Source organism: Asaia sp. BMEF1 (assembly GCF_051628905.1).
Taxonomy (GTDB): Bacteria; Pseudomonadota; Alphaproteobacteria; order Acetobacterales; family Acetobacteraceae; genus Asaia.
In genome coordinates this window covers 2,460,276-2,476,565 of sequence record NZ_CP157575.1, presented here as the reverse complement: position 1 = coordinate 2,476,565, position 16,290 = coordinate 2,460,276, and the positions used below count along the sequence as shown (strand labels likewise).

Below are 16,290 nucleotides of genomic sequence, written 5' to 3'. Positions count from 1 at the left end.
CGCCATCATGTCAGGCAATCTCGCAGGCATTTACGATCAGAACACAGCCCCGGACGCACCGGAATACGACCTCATTCCCACCGGTGACTATGACGGTGATATCGTCAAGGCCGAACTCAAGGATACGCGGGCCGGGTGCATGATCAGCATTCAGATCAAGCTCGATAATGGTCGCGTCGTTTTCGACAATCTCAACATTCAGTGCTCGACCAGCAGCCAAGCCGAGGACATCGCGAAGGCGGCTGTCAAGAAGATCGGCCAGACGAACAGCAAGGTCATCTGCGACACATCAGACCTCGAGCTTTGCCGCGTTCGCGTTCGCGTGGGCATCCAGCCAGCGCGCGGCGAATACAGCGAGCGCAATGTGGTGAAGTTTTATCAGGATCCACACAAGGCCACCGCACCCGCAAGAGCCGCGGCTCCGGCCACACGTCCGGCCCCGGCCCGTGCTCCTGCGCAGAGAACGGCTGCCCCCGCTGCGGCTGGTGGGGCACGAAAGTGGGAGCGCAGCACAGCGAAAGCGCCGTCATCTCAGGATCTCGACGACGAGATTCCATACTGAGGTAGCCGCCGGGACCGCTCAGTTTGCACGCCGGTCGGTCCCGGCACCCTCCCCCAACAACGTCAGAGAAGGCATATACCGTGACAGATAACGTTACGCTCGACCAGTCATGCCTGGTGTTCAGGGTCAGTTGGCAAGATTACCGGGGCCACGTTCCGGGTGTGGGGATGAAAAAGCCTCCGGTCAGGTTTCGCGACTTTGGCAGTATGGAAGATGCGCTGCGCTTCAAGGAAAAGAAGAAGCAACAACTTCCCCATGCCATTGCCTGCATCACGAAAGAGGGCGGCAATCCATACAGGCCCGTTGCCGCTCGCGGCGATCAGACGAGGAGGCGCCAATGAGCCTCGTTCTGCGCCCTTACCAGCAAGAGGCAATCGACAGGACATGGGAGTGGCTGCAGGACAATGATGGCTGCCCGATCGTGGATGCCTGCGTAGGCGCCGGAAAATCCATAATCATGGCGGCTATGATGGCGCAGGCATGCGAGTGTGACCCGGACGCGCGCATTCTGATGATTACGCATTCATCCCAGCTTGTTCAGCAGAATCACGCCAAGCTGCTCAACCTGTGGAATGATGCGCCAGCCGGGATTTACTCGGCGGCGCTCAAGCGCAAGGAAATATTCGCGCCGATTCTCTTTGCGACGATCCAGAGCCTCTACAAAAAAGCCTACGATATAGGCCGCGTCGATCTGATCCTGGTGGATGAGTGCCATACCATCAGTCGCAAAGACAAAACGATGTGGCACACATTTCTCACAGAGGTCGCCCGCGTCAACAAGGGTGTCCGGATGATCGGTTTCTCCGGCACCCCATGGCGTCTTGGAGAAGGGCGATTGACCGAAGGTCAGGACGCCATATTCCACGGGATCAGTTACCGCATCAGCATCATGGATCTGATCAAGAGCGGATATCTCGTCCCGGTCACAACGCAAGCGACCGGCATACGCGTCGAAACCAGAGGGCTTAAAAAGACAGGAGGTGACTTCAATATCGGTCAACTTTCTCATGCGGTCGATGATCGGATTGAGGAAGCTGTTTCCGATTTCGTTGAGCGCGGTCGCAATCGGCGAACATGGTTCATCTTCGTTCCCTCCGTGGAAAACTGCCAGCACGTACGGGAATGTCTCGCAAAACATGACATCGCTTGCGAGATCGTTACCGCAGACACAACCGAGACTGAGCGCACACGCATTCTCAACGGCATGCGCAGCGGCTCGATACGGGCTGCGGTGAGTGTGGGTACGCTCACAACGGGCGTCGATGTTCCGCAGGCCGATATGATCGTTGGCTTGCGCCCAACGACGTCCAGCGCGTTGCTGATTCAGATGATCGGTCGCGTTCTTCGCCTGTCGCCGGAGACAGGAAAGACAGACGCGTTGCTCTGCGACTATGCCGGGTGGCTTGCAACCCATGGGCCCGTCGATCTGATCGAGCCACCCCGCCCAAAAGGTTCAGGAGATGCGCCGAAAAAGAACTGTCCTGAATGCGAAACGCTGGTTCCTATCCATGTCATGGATTGCCCGACCTGCGGATATGTCTTTCCAGAAAACGTTCAGGAAAAACCAAAGCTGAGAGCATCCGATCTGGCTGCCCTGTCAACGGACGCAAAGCCTGTTCGAGTGCCGGTTCATAACATGAGGTTCCGCCGCAATGCAGGGAAGAACGGCAAGCCGGACACGTTGCGGATCACCTTCCATTCGCAGTTTCAGGATTTCGACAAGTTCCTTGCATTTGATCCCCAGAGCAATCCATGGGCGCGCAAGCAGTCCGGGAAAATATGGTCAGATATGGCTTTTCTTCCCGTTCACAAAACACCCCCGGCAGACATGGACGAAGCCATGGCGCGAACGCCGGAGCTACGCGTTCCCCATGAGCTGACTGTTCTGCCCGTAGGAAAATATCCCGATATCAAGGAAATTCACTATGAGTGACGAAAGCCGCAAAGCGTTTCTCGTCGCCCTGGACAGCGCACTCGACTGGATCGAGAGCAACAAGGCGACCGACTTTTCACGTTTCACACAGGACCAGGCCGAAAGCCTGTTTGGCACTTTTCTCGACGCCTATACCTTCGAGATTGCCGCAACGTGGAACAAGGATCTGATCAAGACAATTGGAGTGCCTGCGCGTGACTAAAGGCAACCTCGAGGGATTTTTTGATTGGGACAAAGTCCAGCGGCGTGAGCCTTACCAGGATCTCATTGGAGAACTTGGCATAGACTATCCAATCTTTCCGTGCGGCATGAACAAGCAGCCGCTGACGAAGCATGGCTTTAAGGATGCATCCCTAGACCCCAAAACCATATCGGCGATGTTCGCACCCTTCCCGGGCGCACGTATCGGCATGCCTACGGGACGCGCCTCAGGGATATTCGTCGTCGATATCGACACGAAGAACGGACCAGAAGCCGTCGACTGGATGATGCAGAACGATCTTCACAACCAGACCAAATGCGTAAGAACGCAATCTGGCGGCTATCACCTGTGGTATCGTATGCCGGAGGTTGAGTTGCGCAACACTGCCAGTCGGCTGGTGCGAGGCGTCGATACAAGAGGTGAAGGCGGTTACGTTCTGATCCCCCCATCCGATGGATATTGCGAGTTCAACGATGCGCCCGTGGCCGATCTGCCGGACTGGATCCTCGATGCACTTAAGCGCCCATCACCTCCTGCAGAGCCGACTATCCGGGCCAATCCATCCTCACGCCATATCGAGGGCGGAACGCCGTACGGATTGGAGGCCTTGGCCAGAGAGTGCGATGCAATTCGCTTTGCTGGTGACGGAACGAAGCATACTGCGCTGAACAAGGCGGCGTATTCGATCGGTGGACTGGTCGCATCGGGAGAACTCGAGCAGTCTCTCGCCCTCAGTGATCTGCGATCAGCCTTGGCGGACATCCAATCCGCGTGCCGAGACTTCAAGGCGGCGCAAAGGACGCTGGAACGCTCTTTCCGGGACGGCCTGCTTCAGCCTCGAGAAGTCGACCATATCGAGCCAGATGCAGAGATCAGCGATGACTGGGCGCCATTGCTCCAGAATCTGGCACGAGACAATCTGCCCGAGCGCAACATATCTGCCCTCGTGCCTAGGGGGTTGCAGGACGTTGATGGATTTCTGGGCGAGTTCGTTGCCTACACGACCCGAACGGCACGGCGGCCTCAGCCATTTGCGGCGCTCGCAGCCGGCATAACGCTAGTGGCGGCGCTGGCAGGACGGAAGTATCGCACGCGAACGGATCTCTGGACCAATCTCTATGCTGTGAGCATCATCGACAGCTCGGGCGGCAAAGATCATGCGCGACGGGTGATCAAGCGCATTCTGTCAGAGGCCGGGCTTATGGACTATCTTGGCGGCGAAGACATAGCATCCGGGACGGCGCTTCATTCAGCACTGAAGATCCACCCTTCCAAGTTGTTCATGATCGATGAATGCGGTGATTTCCTTCGCGGCGTTCTTGGCCATAAGGCCAGCGCCCACAAGCAGCAGATCGCCCAGAAGCTCAAATCCCTTTACACATCCAGCGCCGATGTCGTTCTTGGAACAGAATATGCCGATCAATCGGAAAAGACCGGGCGCAAACGAGAAGACATCCATAACCCGATCGCCACCATCTATGGAACGTCGACACCTGCGCAATTCTGGACGGCAGTTGCTGGCGCGTCTCTGGCTGATGGTCTGCTGGGTCGGTTTCTCGTATTCATCCCCGAGGAAAACTACCCGGATCTGCAGGATGCAGAAGTCGAGCCCATCCCGCAAAGCCTGATCGAAAAAGCGATACAAATCACGAAAGGGTGCACCAAGCATGCGCCTGGCAACATTGAGAACCTGATGTTGTCCGATACCAAGGCCAATCCATACACTGTCTCATACACAATCGAAGCCGTCCGGGCACTCAAGAGGGCGGAAAGCACGCAGGAAGTGCTGCTCAAACAGAATGAGGGCACTTACGTCACGTCTCTGGCTGGGCGTATCGTAGAGAACGCCTCAAAACTTGCGCTGATTCGTTGTGTATCACGAGAGCCACATGATCCGGTCATTAGCGAGGCGGATATGAAATGGGGCATGGACCTCTCTATGCACTGCTTCGAAGCCATGCGCATGGGGGCTGAACGTTACGTGGCGGAAAATGAGACCCAAGCCAGAATGAAGCGCGTTCTGGAAGCCATAAGGGATATCGGCGGCGACGTGACGAAAAATGCCATATGCAAATCATTGCGAGGCAGCATGACCGCCAAAGAGCGCGATGACGCGCTAAATGAGCTTGTCCTGGGAGAGTGGATTGCTCTATCGGTAATCAAGAACAGCGGCCCCGGAAGGCCGGTGCAGGTTTACCGGGTCAAGGACTGAATTAAATGCAATTAAGTGCGAATTTTCTTCATGGAATTCGCACTTAAAAAACGGCAGAAAACTGCCAAAAAATCAATTAAGTGCATTATATACATTAAATGCAACGATCCCACGCACGGGCTCGGAAATCTAATATCTATGTATTTAATGTATATAATGTATTTATTTATTATATCATTGACATCTAAGGCTTTTACCGACCAACTGACATTGCAGATAATTTGCATATAATTGCATTTAATTCCCACGGCCGCCCCGAGCGCCGAAACGGCACCCTAGAAACTCACTCGAAAACCGCAGAAAAACCCAGCAAAACCGGGCGATTTCGGTACAAACGGGACTCGGGGTGTGGTACTGTCGGGCATGAGCGAAACGACGAATTCCGCTGAATTTCCGATTGGGGTTTCCGTCTCCATCACGCAGACATGCGGCAAACCGGCAAGCGAATTCGAGATGCTGACTTACGCTTGGTATGCTCTAGGAGCCAAAATGCGGGCCGCTGAGGGTGGTGCGGAGCGTGAGACGACAAACTCACCGGCGAAAATTGGAGGGGGCTGTGAGGGGCGGAAATCTGACCTTGCGTGTTTGTTCGTTCTCCCCTTGACGCTGGTGTATGCGGTTGGGTTTGGGTGTGTGATTGGGGATGCGCCACGTCTTGGTTTGGCCTGTTACGGTTTGTTTGCATCTTTCTGCGGCTTTGGACTGGCGACGGCGCTCTTTGTAGTCGCGCGTGGTGGGGAGGGGGGTTGATGGCCTTGAAGTCTAGGGAAAGACACCACCTCGGAAAGCGTGGAGCAGCAATTAGGCGAGCGAGAGAAAGCGGATATAAATTCGCTCGCATGGATCTGGGCAAAGGGGATTATTCCGAACAGGACTGGGAATGGTTCTGGCGCTTTGGGTATAGCGTGAAAAAATCTCCGCGCTTGTTGATGGCATCCCGCATCGGGGCAAACGATTTTCACGCAGCCGAGGATGCGGCGCTCAAGCGGGCAAAGTTGAGGGAATGATGGCCCACCTACCCTTCCCCACCTGGTACGACCTCGGCGACACCCTCGCCAGCCGAGACCCCGACCAGCGTGTGACCGACGACGATCCGGGGTTCTGGATCGGGTTGTGGTTGCAGGGCGTCACGCCGGCCGACGCGCTGGCGGTTTTGGCGGAGTTTTGACGGGGTTTTCGTTGTACTGGCGGGATGTTTCTGCTAAAATCACAGCATGACGACAGCCCCGAAAATACACGAAACTGTTGCTCAAATGGCGAGGCCGAAAGCGGTCAGGCGCCCTTCCGCTCCGAGGTTAGAACCGGGGCTCACTGCGACAATCGAGCGCATGGCGAAGGACGATTATTCCGGCGCTCGTGATGCTCGGAAGAAATGCCGCAATCTTTTCTCTCTTCGACAATCTGGCGATCTAGACAGCGAAGGCGAGACCATGGCCGAACGCTGGCGGAATGATTACGAATTCGCGCAATTTGGATACGCGGATTTCATGCGCGAACCGACTGGCGCCGATTATATCAAAGGCGATGCCATCACCTTCGCAGTTTCTCGCGGCCTAGCTGGGGAGCGGGTCGCGCTTGTGCGTGAAATTCTCGGCACCCCCGCCCATGGTCTGCTCGTGCGCCTACTGCACCACGATCATTCTTTTGCGTCGATCGCGCGGGATCTGCTTTCCAATGCCGACACGACAGCCGCAAATAAGGCGGTTCGTCAGCGAGCGGTGCAATTGCTTCAGATCCTCCCTGGCGCATATAAAACCGCCCGGAAAATGCAGAAGGACGGCAAGGTCATCGTCCGCAAATAACGCTGTACTTTGGCCAAACAGCGCGCTACATTTTGCCAGAATTCCAAAATTGCGCGGTTTGTCATGCCCCTTCAGTCGGATCGATTGGCGAGGGGCGATGTGCTGCGCGTAAATGATGCCCGGTTTATTGTTGTCGCTTCCAAGGGAGGCGACGCTGCCGGGTGCATAATCCTTGCAGATCCTGAGAGCCGCCACAGATCGGACATGCCCCTTCATTGGGCGCAGGCTTTCCGGTTGGGTATGCGCGGCGAATGTGTCGTCAGATGCACGCCCCAGATAATCAGGATGGCGGCTCGGCAAGAGTGCGTTGGGAAAGTGGCGCCTGTTGTCGCTGATCAGGTGGCGTCGTTCGTGGCGCGTGAAATGCAGATACAAGCGAGAGAAGACGGATGGCGAAGCGACCAGGGAAGGTAGCTGAAGCAAAAGCCGAGGCACCTGTCCCGCGTGGCAGGCCGAGCGGATATTGCGCTGAGCTTGCCCGCGATATCTGCCTTTTGCTCGCTGAAGGGAAATCTCTCCGTCGCATATGTTCTGAGGAACGCTTTCCATCGGAGTCCACCGTTCGCGGGTGGGTTGTCGATGATCGGGAAGGTTTTTCCGCGCAATACGCACGCGCAAAAGAGATGGGTCTGCACTCCATGGCAGAGGAAACCATTGAGATTGCGGACGACGGGACCAACGATACCTATACGAAAGAGGATGGGTCGGAGGGCGTGAATTCAGACGTGGTGCAACGTTCACGACTACGAGTGGATGCCCGGAAGTGGTTCCTGTCAAAAATGATGCCCAAGGTTTACGGCGATAAACTCACGCAGGAAGTTACCGGCGCTGACGGTGGCCCTGTGGAGGTGCAGACGATCCGGCGCGTCATAGTGGACCCTAAGAAGGACTGAGCATGTCGCTGGCGTTGGAAATTCCGACTGCCCGCGTCTTTGAGCCGCTCCTGGCGCCGAGCCGATACAAAGGCGCTTATGGAGGTCGAGGGTCAGGAAAGTCGCATTTCTTCGGCGGCTTGGTGGTCGAAGAGCATCTGGCAATGCCCGGTCATCGCACCGTCTGCGTCCGCGAAATCCAGAAATCTATCGCCCGATCATCGAAGCAGTTGATCGTAGATAAGATCAATCAGTTTAACCTGAACAAGCATTTCGACGTGCAGGATCAGGTTATCAAGACGCCTGGCGACGGTCTGATCATCTTCCAAGGCCTGCAAAGTCATACGGCAGACAGTATCAAGTCCCTCGAAGGGTTTGACCGGGCATGGATCGAAGAAGCGCAATCAATCAGCGCCTATTCGTGGCGTATGCTGCGCCCGACCTTCCGAAAGCCTGGGTCAGAGGTATGGGCAAGCTGGAACCCATTTTCGGCAGAAGATGCCATTGACGAATTCTATCGCGGCGCAGGGTCGAACAGATCGGACCTCGTGGCCGTCCGCGCCAACTGGTCAGACAATCCGTGGTTCGATGACGGCACATTGCCAGTCGAGCGCGAGGAAGACCGCAGGGCGCGCCCTGACGAGTACGATCATGTGTGGGAGGGCGAATATCTCTCCATCTCGGACGCGGTGATCTTCAGAAACCGTGTCACGATCGAAGAATTCGACACGCCTGCCGACGCTGAATTCCATCTCGGGGGCGACTGGGGCTTTGCTAAAGACCCATCCGCGTTCGTGCGCTGCTTCATTCTTGATGACGCACTCTATATCGACCACGAAGCCGGTGACGTGGGCATCGAAATGGACGAGTTGCCGAGTGAGATGCGGAAGATCCCCGGCGCCGATTTGTGGCCATGGAAAGGCGATAACGCGCGCCCTGAGACGATCTCGTATCTGGCGAACCGGCATCGCTTCAAAATTACCGCAGCAGACAAGTGGAAGGGCAGCGTCGAAGACGGCATTGCTCGCCTGAAGGCGTTTCGCAAGATCGTCGTCCATCCTCGTTGCGTGAACGTGGCGCAGGAGTTCCGGCGCTACTCCTACAAGGTCGATCCGAAAACCGAGCGTATTCTGCCGATAATCGCTGACGCCTGGAACCACTGGATAGACGCGCTTCGTTACGCGCTGGACGGTGTGATCCAGAACCGCCGCAAGGCTCCCGACTTCTCCGCATTCAACGCTCTACCTAACCGCAGACGATAGGCTCTTCCATGGCAGCTTGGTTTACCCGCAAGGCCGCAGCACCGGCAGTGCGAGTAGAGCCGCGCCGTGCCGAGAGGAAAGAGCCACGCATCTCGTTCGCAAGATTTGCGCAGGACGCTCACCTTGCTGAACAGGCGCGGATCGAGGCGGCTGCTCAGTCGTTCCAGCCCTACCAGCCGCCTTCCGGCGTGCGTGGCGCTGATATCGCTATGGACGATGCCATGTCCCTGCCCGCCGGGTTCGGCGCGTGGGTGGGTGAGAACATCGGGATCATTGAAGGCTACATTGCGGACGGACTGAGCTTTCAGGGTTATCCGTATCTCGCCCAGATGATGCAGCGGGCCGAATTCCGCAAACCGGTCGACGTGCTGGCAAAGGAATGCACCCGCGAGTGGATCAGGTTTCGCAGCAAGAAGCAGGCGACCCAGCCGGGTAACGATAAAGCCGCAGCCAAACGCATCTCCGAGATTGAGGCGGCCTTCAAGTCGTTCAACATCCGCGAGGTCATTCGCGAGCAGATCCGGCACGGCCTCGGCTATGGTATTGGCCACGTCTGGGCTGATGTTGGCGATCTCGGGTACGGTGCGCTGGACCAAGAAAAGCCTCTGCGCGTCAACAAGACCGGCATGACAAAGGGTTCGCTTCGCAGATTTGCGAACGTCGAGCCGATCTGGACGACGCCGGCCAACTACAACGCCGATACGCCGCTGCGGAACGACTTCTACAAGCCTTCCGTCTGGTGGGTGCAGGGCTCGCGGGTTCATTCTTCCCGCATGAAGAGCCTAGTGCCCTTCCCTGTCTCGCAGATGCTCGCGCCCGCCTTCAATTTTGGCGGCCTGTCGCTAACGCAGCAGCTCAAGACCTACGTCCACAATTTCCTTCGCCTGCGAAATAGCGTGTCGAGCATCGCGGCCAACTTCTCGAAGCTGGTCCTGCTGACCGACATGTTCGGGAACATGGCCACGCCGCAGCATGCAGACTATGGCGATATCAACCCGAGTTCTCTTACCGGACGCGCCAACCTGCTTCAGTCCATCTCGGATGGGCAGGACACGATTGTAGCGGATAAGGAGAAAGAGGACGCCAAGATCCTTGCCACGCCGCTCGGCGGGCTGAACGAGCTACTGGCGCAGGCCATGGAGGCCATGGCGTCGATCCCCGGCATTCCGCTGGTGAAGCTGTTCGGCATCCAGCCTACCGGCTTGAACGCATCGTCGGACGGCGAAATCCGTGTGTTCTACGACGAGATTGCAGCATGGCAGGCAGACCAGATCGAGCCAACGCTGCGATGGATGTTCAACCTCGTTCAGATCCATCTCTGGGGCGATATCGACCCGGACATTGACTACGAGTTCGTTCACCTCTGGCAGATGGACGAGAAGCAGGCTGCCGAGGTTGAGAAGCTGAAGGCGGACACCGACGCCGTGAACATCGTCTCGGGTAAGATATCACCTGACGAGGCCCGCGAGCGCGAGGCGACGGACGACACAAGCATCTATCGCAACGTGAACCTGACCGGCCCAGCGCCCGAAAAGCCAGACGACGATTTGGATGACGGCAGTATGACCGGGCTGTTGAGCAAGGCGGAGAACGAAGAGTGACGAAACTCCGGTGTGACAGCGCGAAAGGGCGGACACTCGCCCCGCAACGCCCTAACGCCGGAGTGGAAGCCGCCTATCGAAAGGCCCTGTCCGATCTGGTCGAGGAAATGGCCGCAAGCGTCGATTATTGGGTCAAAGCGAACTACCGCAAGATCGAGCCGCAGGTCGCTCAGGACGCCTCCCCTGCCTCGGTGCTTCAGGGCATCATGAACAAGCTCACGGCGCGGTGGCGAACCCGGTTTAACGAAGTGGCAGCCGAACTGGCCCGGCGCTTCGTGAATCAGGCTCAGGGCCACGCAGATCGGCAACTGAGCCTCGACCTGCAACGCAACGGGTTTGCGATCAAGTTCAAGCCGTCGCAAGCGATGAAGCAGACGGCGGCTCTATCGGCAGCCGAGAACGTGACGCTCATCAAGTCGATCCCCGAACAGTATCTCTCGCAGGTCGAGGGCGCTGTGATGAGGTCGGCTCTGGCCGGTGGCGACCTCGGCACCCTGACGGCGGATCTCAAGCAGCGCTACGGCATCACGCATCGGCGCGCTGCCTTCATCGCCCGCGACCAGAACCGCAAGGTTGGCGAGGCCATGACCCGCACCCGTCAGATGGGGCTCGGGATCACGGAAGCCATCTGGCAGCACTCACACGGCGGCAAGCATCCGCGAGAGAGCCACGTCAAGGCTGGGCGCGACAAGCTGCGCTACCGGCTCGACAAGGGCGCCTACATCGACGGGCAGTGGATTTTCCCCGGCTCCGAGCCGAATTGCCGGTGCGTGTCCAAGCCCATCATTCCAGGATTTGATGACTGATGACAAAGCAGGTCATGGCCTTCGACCGATCCGTTCGACGGGTCGATGATGACGGCCATCTACATGTCGAGCGGTGCATCCTCAGCGCAGCCGTAGTCTCGTCCTACTGGGGCAGCGAGATCAAGGACGCTGAACGCCTCGGGCTCAAGCCTGACGTGCTGTATCAGGTCTATCGCGATGCCGATGCCCTGCGCGATGCCGCAGCGAGCATGAACGGCAAGCCGCTGATCGAGATCCATCAGCCGATCAGTGCCGACGCTCACCCCCGAGAAATCACCGTGGGCGCAGTCAACAACGTCTCATTCGATGCCCCCGATCTGATCGGCGAATTGTCGATCTGGGACGGCGACGCAATCGCACGAATTCAGGACGGATCGAAGCGCAGCGTATCCGCTGGATATGCCTACGATATCGTCCCTGAGAGCGGTTCCATCAACGGGCAGGAATACAGCCTGAAGATGGTCAATATCCGCTTCAACCATCTCGCTCTGGTCGAGAAACCCCGCGTTGACACCGCCATCATTGGCGACAGCGCATCCCCCACATTGGAGAGAAAGAGCATGGCTGGACACAAGCCCATGTCACCGGCGGCGAAGGTTTCAGCCGCTCTGAAGGCCGGTCGCCTCGCACTCGATGCCTCGGAAGAGGATGTGAAGAAGTGCATGGACGAGGAAGAAGACGACCGCAAGGAAGCTGAGGACGAGGAAGAAGAGGACAAGGACCGCAAGGCCGAAGACTCTGACGACACGGACGATGACGACGACGATGCGATGGACGAGGAGGAGGACGATAAGGACGACCGCAAGGCCGCCGATGCTGCCCCTCGCATGATCTCGCTTGCTGACGCCCGCCGCATGGCTCGTGACGAAGCTGCCCGCGCCGTGGCCAAGCAGGAACGGAAAACCGCAGCCCTGCGCGTGGCTCTCGATGCTGTCCGCCCGGTCGTTGGCGACGTGCACGGCATGGACAGCGCCGCGTCAGTCTATCGCTACGCGCTCGCGGAGCAGGGCGTGGCCTTTGACGGCGTTTCCGATGCCGCTGGTCTGGCCGCAATCTGGCGTGTCGCCACGCAGCGTCAGGCAGCCCCTCGCCGCATGGCTTCCGACAGCGCCATTGCCACTGATTCCCCGATCGCGGGCAAGTCTGCTCGCATCAAGGCATAAGGAGCCTGACCGATGGGTTTCCCCAACAAGATCAATTACAACTGGGCGGTCGGCTTCCCTGGCGGCATCGCCTCGGAAAATCCCCGTCGTTCGGCCATTCCGGGCTCGCTGGGCTTTCGCGCTGGCTCGGCTGGCGTGGCGGTCGGCGCATTCGGCTGGGTGCAGGCTGACGGTGTGACCGTGCTGAACAAACCGGTCGGCTCAGAGGCCCCCACGGGCTTTGTTCTGCGCGATCAGCAGGCCCTCATCACCGCCTACCTGGCCGAGAGCACCATGCTCCTGCCGAGCGGCTTCAACGTGCAGCTTATGTCTGGTGGCGATTACTTCGCTGTTGCATCGACCGCAGCCACGGCGGGTCAGTCCGTCTATGCCTCGACGACTGACGGCAGCCTTCAGACCGGCGCGGCTGGCACGGTTCCGAGCGGCACCGTCGCCACGGGCTTCGTCGTCACGCAGGGCGGCGCTGCTGGTGCAACCATCATCATCTCCGGCGCCGTTGCGCCGATCTCCGGGAGCAACGAATAATGGCATCGTTTCGCGCTGAGGCCCCTCGCCTTGCGATGGATTGGGGCATCAACCTTCGCGGCGTTACGCACTACACCGACGAAAAGGGCGTGGCGCTCGACGCTGCCCCCGTATTCGGCGCCGTAACTGCCCCGAACAGCGGCATCCCGGCGATCCTGAACACGACCGTCGATCCGCAGCTTATCCGCCAGCTTATCACCCCGACCAAATCCGAAGAGATTTACGGCTCGGAAAAGAAGGGCGACCGGACCAACAAGACCGTCATGTTCCCCGTCATTGAGTCCTCGGGCTACGCCGTGGCCTATGGTGACTACGAGCAGGGCGGTGACAGCAGTGCAAACGCAAACTGGGTGTCGCGCCAGTCCTTCCATTTCCAGACCTGGGCCAAGTATGGCGACCTTGAGTCGGAAATGATGGGCACGGCCAGCATCCCGTGGGTGGCTGAACAGCGCACCGCTGGCGTCTCGGTTCTTTCCAAGCAGCAGAACCTCATCAATCTGTTCGGCGTCTCCGGTCTTGAGACCTATGGCGCGCTGAACGACCCGGCTTTGCCTGCTGCCATCACAGCGTCGATCAAGACCGGTACCGCCACAGCGTGGACCAGCACGAGCGATCCAAACGCCGTCTACCAGGACTTCGTGAATCTGTTCGCCGCGCTCAACAAGGCACTGATGGGCAACATCGACAACCAGACGCGCCTCAAGGTCGTTGCGCCGTCCGAGTTGTCGCAGGTCATGACCTATACGAACAACTTTGGCATCACCCTTGAGGACATGCTGAAGAAGTCATGGCCGAACATGGAGATCGTGTTCCTGCCGGAAGCAGGCGTCACCATGTCGGGCGGCTACACCAGCGCCAATGTCATGCAGATGTTCGCGCCCGAAATCGACGGGGTTGAGACGGTTTCGACCGCCTTCACCGAAAAGCTGACGATGCACCGCATCGAACAGTATTCAACCAACGCACGCCAGAAGATGAGCCGTGGCGGCTGGGGCACGATCTGGAAGCGCCCGATGGCTGTCGCGCAGATGGTGGGGATCTGATCATGGCTGATACCGTTACCGTCCTCTGCCGCCTTCCCCATGGCCTGGAACTCCGCATTGCCCCCGAGGGCGATGTAGAACGACGCGCCCAGCTTAGCGCCGATAACAAGCCCGACCGCAGTCCGGTCGGCTACGTCAAGAGCGTCACCATCAACGGCGCCAACCGTGCGCCGGACTACCACCCCAAGGATAATGTCCTGCTGGGTCGCGTCGGGCGCACTCAGGTCGAGAAATCCTTCTGGGATGCCTGGCTCGCCCAGCACAAGGACAGCGACCTCGTGAAAAATCATTGCGTCTTTGCGGAAGTGACCGAACGCGCTGCCGAAGCGAAGGCACGCGAATTCGCAACCGAGAAAACCGGGTTCGAGGGCGTCAGTCCTGAAGACCTGAAGCGCAAGGGTATGGAAGCGGAGACCGCGACCCGATGACCGACACCACGCCGCAACCGGGCGTTGTCACGTTCGACTATGCGGCGTGGTCAGCGGCCTATCCTGAGTTGGCGTCCTCGGTCATAGAGGCAGCCGCTCAGGCCCGGTTCGATATGGCAACCGCCATTCTCGACAACAGCGCCTACAGCGCGGAGCCAGACGTGACCAAGCGGACGCGGCTGCTCTACCTGCTGACCGCGCATATCGCGTTCCTCTTCCTGCCCCAGTCTCAGGGCGGGCGCGGGGCCGATAGCGTCGGGCGGCTGGCCTCGGCCACCCGTGGCAGCGTCTCGGTCTCGTTCGATGCCGGTTCGACAGCGGCCAATCAGACGTGGTTCGCCCAGACGCAATATGGCCTCATGTTCTGGCAGGCGACGATCTATCTCAGACAGATGCGGATCATCCCCGGACGCTCCGCACGCGCAAAGATCTGGCCTTGATGGCAAAGCAATTACTGAGGGGCGGCGATAAGCTGCGCAAGGCTCTGGATGACCTCGCGAAGAAGGTCGCGCGTGGCGGCACTGTCGAGGCGGGCGTATTCGAGGACGCGACCTATCCCGATGGAACGCCCGTCGCGCAGGTCGCGCAATGGGACGAGTTCGGGACCAAATCGGCGCCCCCTCGCCCGTTCATGCGCCAGACGATCAACGACAATCAGGACAAATGGGGCGCTGATCTTGCGAAGGCTCTCCAAGCCACAGACTTCGACGCGGAAAAAGCCCTCGGTATCGTTGGCGAGCGGATTGCCAGCCAGATCCGGGACACCATACGGGAAGGCGATTTCGCGCCGAACTCTGACCTGACCAACCTACTGAAAGACCGCTACCCCAAGGGCGACTACGGGACGGCGGAATTCCTCCAAGCGGTCGCCGATCTCAAGAACGGCGCTCGTGGGGGGGGTGGCAAGCCCCTCGTTTGGTCGGGACAGCTTCTAAACTCCATCCGCTCGCAGGTGTCCGATGATTGACGTGTTCAGCCTCGCCTCTGGCGCGCTGGGGATCGTCAACCCGGCGACCACAGTCACGGTGAAGTGCTCGGACGGATACGAGATCCAGCCCGATGGTTCGCCCAAACTAAAAACCTTCACCCTCACCGCGCAAGCCGACATTCAGGCGGTCTCTGCAGGTGATCTCGAGCATGTGGCCAGCATCAACCAGCAGGCTGATATGCGCGCCGTCTATATCCGGGGCGGCCTCAAAGGGCTTTCCCGCCCGCTGCACGTTGGCGGCGATCTTCTCAATTTCTACGGCTCTGACTGGCTCGTGACGCAGCCGGTCGAGGAATGGGGTTACGGCGAATGGTCCAAAGTGATTGTGACCCGGCAGACAGCGGCCCCCTCTCCCATGTGACGCTCTCCCCGACCGATCGCGAGATAAACACCGGGCTCCGGTCCTGGCTCCTGACGGTCGTGCCAAATGGAGTGCAGGTCAGGCAGGGACAGCTTAACCGGGTGGCAGCCCCGCCCGGCCCGTTCATCGTCTTCACGCCGCTCTTTCGCCGGCGCATTGCCACCAACGCATCACGCTACACCAGCACGACGCGCGAAGTGGTCGAGCCGATGGAATGCACGGTCCAGATATCGGCCTTCGGGGCGTCGTCTGGCGAGGCCGTGCAGCGTGTCGTGGCCCTCTGGCGGGACATGTATGCGGCGGACTGGCTGCGCAATGCCACAGGCGGCGTCATGGCACCGCTCTATGCCTCTGAGCCGCGTCAGACCGGCTTCATCAACAGCGACAAGCAATATGAGGACAACTGGACGGCGGACCTGAAATTCCAGGTCAACTTCACCGTCTCGACCTCTCAGGACTTCGCAGAGTCCATCACCGTCGATCTCCGTGAGGTCGATGCTTCTTTCCCCTCACCCAAGGAGTGAACGCCC

The 16,290-nt window shown here is 58.8% G+C and carries 20 protein-coding genes; all 20 read left to right on the top strand.

Annotation, left to right across the window (positions count from 1 at the left end; genetic code table 11):
- Positions 1-7 precede the first annotated feature (7 nt).
- The 20 genes from ABHV46_RS10975 to ABHV46_RS10880 all read left to right on the top strand — a co-directional run bounded on the left by ABHV46_RS10975 (position 8) and on the right by ABHV46_RS10880 (position 16,284).
- Entirely contained in the window at positions 8-562 is a 555-nt protein-coding gene (locus ABHV46_RS10975; RefSeq protein WP_438381494.1) for a hypothetical protein, read from the top strand.
- A gap of 80 nt (positions 563-642) precedes the next feature.
- Positions 643-903, top strand: coding sequence for a hypothetical protein (locus ABHV46_RS10970; RefSeq protein ID WP_438381493.1), 261 nt, complete (start codon positions 643-645; stop codon positions 901-903).
- Positions 900-2,495 (top strand): DEAD/DEAH box helicase, encoded by a 1,596-nt coding sequence (locus ABHV46_RS10965; RefSeq protein WP_438381492.1) that lies wholly within the window; start codon positions 900-902, stop codon positions 2,493-2,495. Before ABHV46_RS10970 ends, ABHV46_RS10965 begins: the two co-directional genes overlap by 4 nt.
- Positions 2,488-2,697, top strand: a complete 210-nt coding sequence (locus ABHV46_RS10960) for a hypothetical protein (protein ID WP_438381491.1) — start codon at positions 2,488-2,490, stop codon at positions 2,695-2,697. The genes ABHV46_RS10965 and ABHV46_RS10960 overlap by 8 nt, the downstream gene beginning before the upstream one ends.
- Positions 2,698-2,803: 106 nt before the next feature.
- Entirely contained in the window at positions 2,804-4,909 is a 2,106-nt protein-coding gene (locus tag ABHV46_RS10955) for a bifunctional DNA primase/polymerase (RefSeq protein ID WP_438381490.1), read from the top strand.
- An 839-nt stretch (positions 4,910-5,748) separates the two neighbouring features.
- Positions 5,749-5,916, top strand: a complete 168-nt coding sequence (locus tag ABHV46_RS10950) for a hypothetical protein (protein WP_438381489.1) — start codon at positions 5,749-5,751, stop codon at positions 5,914-5,916.
- Entirely contained in the window at positions 5,913-6,077 is a 165-nt protein-coding gene (locus ABHV46_RS10945) for a hypothetical protein (RefSeq protein ID WP_438381488.1), read from the top strand. The genes ABHV46_RS10950 and ABHV46_RS10945 overlap by 4 nt, the downstream gene beginning before the upstream one ends.
- A gap of 160 nt (positions 6,078-6,237) precedes the next feature.
- Entirely contained in the window at positions 6,238-6,711 is a 474-nt protein-coding gene (locus ABHV46_RS10940; protein WP_438381487.1) for a hypothetical protein, read from the top strand.
- 389 nt (positions 6,712-7,100) lie between these two features.
- Positions 7,101-7,604: a hypothetical protein gene (locus ABHV46_RS10935; protein ID WP_438381486.1), complete on the top strand. Its 504-nt coding sequence runs from the start codon at positions 7,101-7,103 to the stop codon at positions 7,602-7,604.
- Between the two features lie 2 nt (positions 7,605-7,606).
- Positions 7,607-8,845 (top strand): PBSX family phage terminase large subunit, encoded by a 1,239-nt coding sequence (locus ABHV46_RS10930; RefSeq protein ID WP_438381485.1) that lies wholly within the window; start codon positions 7,607-7,609, stop codon positions 8,843-8,845.
- An 8-nt stretch (positions 8,846-8,853) separates the two neighbouring features.
- A complete protein-coding gene (locus ABHV46_RS10925) occupies positions 8,854-10,446 on the top strand; it encodes an anti-CBASS protein Acb1 family protein (protein ID WP_438381484.1) in 1,593 nt (530 codons plus the stop codon).
- Entirely contained in the window at positions 10,443-11,252 is an 810-nt protein-coding gene (locus ABHV46_RS10920) for a phage head morphogenesis protein (protein ID WP_438381483.1), read from the top strand. The genes ABHV46_RS10925 and ABHV46_RS10920 overlap by 4 nt, the downstream gene beginning before the upstream one ends.
- Positions 11,252-12,415, top strand: coding sequence for a DUF2213 domain-containing protein (locus tag ABHV46_RS10915; RefSeq protein ID WP_438381482.1), 1,164 nt, complete (start codon positions 11,252-11,254; stop codon positions 12,413-12,415). Before ABHV46_RS10920 ends, ABHV46_RS10915 begins: the two co-directional genes overlap by 1 nt.
- A 12-nt stretch (positions 12,416-12,427) precedes the next feature.
- Positions 12,428-12,940 carry a structural cement protein Gp24 gene (locus ABHV46_RS10910; protein WP_438381481.1) on the top strand — a complete coding sequence of 171 codons (513 nt, stop codon included), beginning with the start codon at positions 12,428-12,430 and terminating at the stop codon, positions 12,938-12,940.
- Positions 12,940-13,983 (top strand): DUF2184 domain-containing protein, encoded by a 1,044-nt coding sequence (locus ABHV46_RS10905; RefSeq protein ID WP_438381480.1) that lies wholly within the window; start codon positions 12,940-12,942, stop codon positions 13,981-13,983. Before ABHV46_RS10910 ends, ABHV46_RS10905 begins: the two co-directional genes overlap by 1 nt.
- A 2-nt stretch (positions 13,984-13,985) precedes the next feature.
- Positions 13,986-14,411, top strand: a complete 426-nt coding sequence (locus ABHV46_RS10900) for a hypothetical protein (RefSeq protein WP_438381479.1) — start codon at positions 13,986-13,988, stop codon at positions 14,409-14,411.
- Positions 14,408-14,851 carry a DUF4054 domain-containing protein gene (locus tag ABHV46_RS10895; RefSeq protein ID WP_438381478.1) on the top strand — a complete coding sequence of 148 codons (444 nt, stop codon included), beginning with the start codon at positions 14,408-14,410 and terminating at the stop codon, positions 14,849-14,851. Before ABHV46_RS10900 ends, ABHV46_RS10895 begins: the two co-directional genes overlap by 4 nt.
- Positions 14,851-15,378, top strand: coding sequence for a hypothetical protein (locus ABHV46_RS10890; protein WP_438381477.1), 528 nt, complete (start codon positions 14,851-14,853; stop codon positions 15,376-15,378). The genes ABHV46_RS10895 and ABHV46_RS10890 overlap by 1 nt, the downstream gene beginning before the upstream one ends.
- Positions 15,371-15,760 carry a hypothetical protein gene (locus ABHV46_RS10885; RefSeq protein ID WP_438381476.1) on the top strand — a complete coding sequence of 130 codons (390 nt, stop codon included), beginning with the start codon at positions 15,371-15,373 and terminating at the stop codon, positions 15,758-15,760. The genes ABHV46_RS10890 and ABHV46_RS10885 overlap by 8 nt, the downstream gene beginning before the upstream one ends.
- Positions 15,709-16,284 (top strand): phage neck terminator protein, encoded by a 576-nt coding sequence (locus tag ABHV46_RS10880; protein ID WP_438381475.1) that lies wholly within the window; start codon positions 15,709-15,711, stop codon positions 16,282-16,284. Before ABHV46_RS10885 ends, ABHV46_RS10880 begins: the two co-directional genes overlap by 52 nt.
- Positions 16,285-16,290 lie beyond the last annotated feature (6 nt).

Bases quoted from the DNA above. Each gene is read 5' to 3' on its own strand.
- ABHV46_RS10910 (WP_438381481.1), top strand. From the start codon at position 12,428: ATGGGTTTCCCCAACAAGATCAATTACAACTGGGCGGTCGGCTTCCCT.
- ABHV46_RS10900 (WP_438381479.1), top strand. From the start codon at position 13,986: ATGGCTGATACCGTTACCGTCCTCTGCCGCCTTCCCCATGGCCTGGAA.
- ABHV46_RS10965 (WP_438381492.1), top strand. From the start codon at position 900: ATGAGCCTCGTTCTGCGCCCTTACCAGCAAGAGGCAATCGACAGGACA.
- ABHV46_RS10950 (WP_438381489.1), top strand. From the start codon at position 5,749: ATGGATCTGGGCAAAGGGGATTATTCCGAACAGGACTGGGAATGGTTC.
- ABHV46_RS10925 (WP_438381484.1), top strand. From the start codon at position 8,854: ATGGCAGCTTGGTTTACCCGCAAGGCCGCAGCACCGGCAGTGCGAGTA.
- ABHV46_RS10955 (WP_438381490.1), top strand. From the start codon at position 2,804: ATGAACAAGCAGCCGCTGACGAAGCATGGCTTTAAGGATGCATCCCTA.
- ABHV46_RS10890 (WP_438381477.1), top strand. From the start codon at position 14,851: ATGGCAAAGCAATTACTGAGGGGCGGCGATAAGCTGCGCAAGGCTCTG.
- ABHV46_RS10975 (WP_438381494.1), top strand. From the start codon at position 8: ATGTCAGGCAATCTCGCAGGCATTTACGATCAGAACACAGCCCCGGAC.
- ABHV46_RS10960 (WP_438381491.1), top strand. From the start codon at position 2,488: ATGAGTGACGAAAGCCGCAAAGCGTTTCTCGTCGCCCTGGACAGCGCA.
- ABHV46_RS10895 (WP_438381478.1), top strand. From the start codon at position 14,408: ATGACCGACACCACGCCGCAACCGGGCGTTGTCACGTTCGACTATGCG.
- ABHV46_RS10930 (WP_438381485.1), top strand. From the start codon at position 7,607: ATGTCGCTGGCGTTGGAAATTCCGACTGCCCGCGTCTTTGAGCCGCTC.
- ABHV46_RS10935 (WP_438381486.1), top strand. From the start codon at position 7,101: ATGGCGAAGCGACCAGGGAAGGTAGCTGAAGCAAAAGCCGAGGCACCT.
- ABHV46_RS10940 (WP_438381487.1), top strand. From the start codon at position 6,238: ATGGCGAAGGACGATTATTCCGGCGCTCGTGATGCTCGGAAGAAATGC.
- ABHV46_RS10885 (WP_438381476.1), top strand. From the start codon at position 15,371: ATGATTGACGTGTTCAGCCTCGCCTCTGGCGCGCTGGGGATCGTCAAC.
- ABHV46_RS10880 (WP_438381475.1), top strand. From the start codon at position 15,709: ATGGTCCAAAGTGATTGTGACCCGGCAGACAGCGGCCCCCTCTCCCAT.
- ABHV46_RS10945 (WP_438381488.1), top strand. From the start codon at position 5,913: ATGATGGCCCACCTACCCTTCCCCACCTGGTACGACCTCGGCGACACC.
- ABHV46_RS10905 (WP_438381480.1), top strand. From the start codon at position 12,940: ATGGCATCGTTTCGCGCTGAGGCCCCTCGCCTTGCGATGGATTGGGGC.
- ABHV46_RS10915 (WP_438381482.1), top strand. From the start codon at position 11,252: ATGACAAAGCAGGTCATGGCCTTCGACCGATCCGTTCGACGGGTCGAT.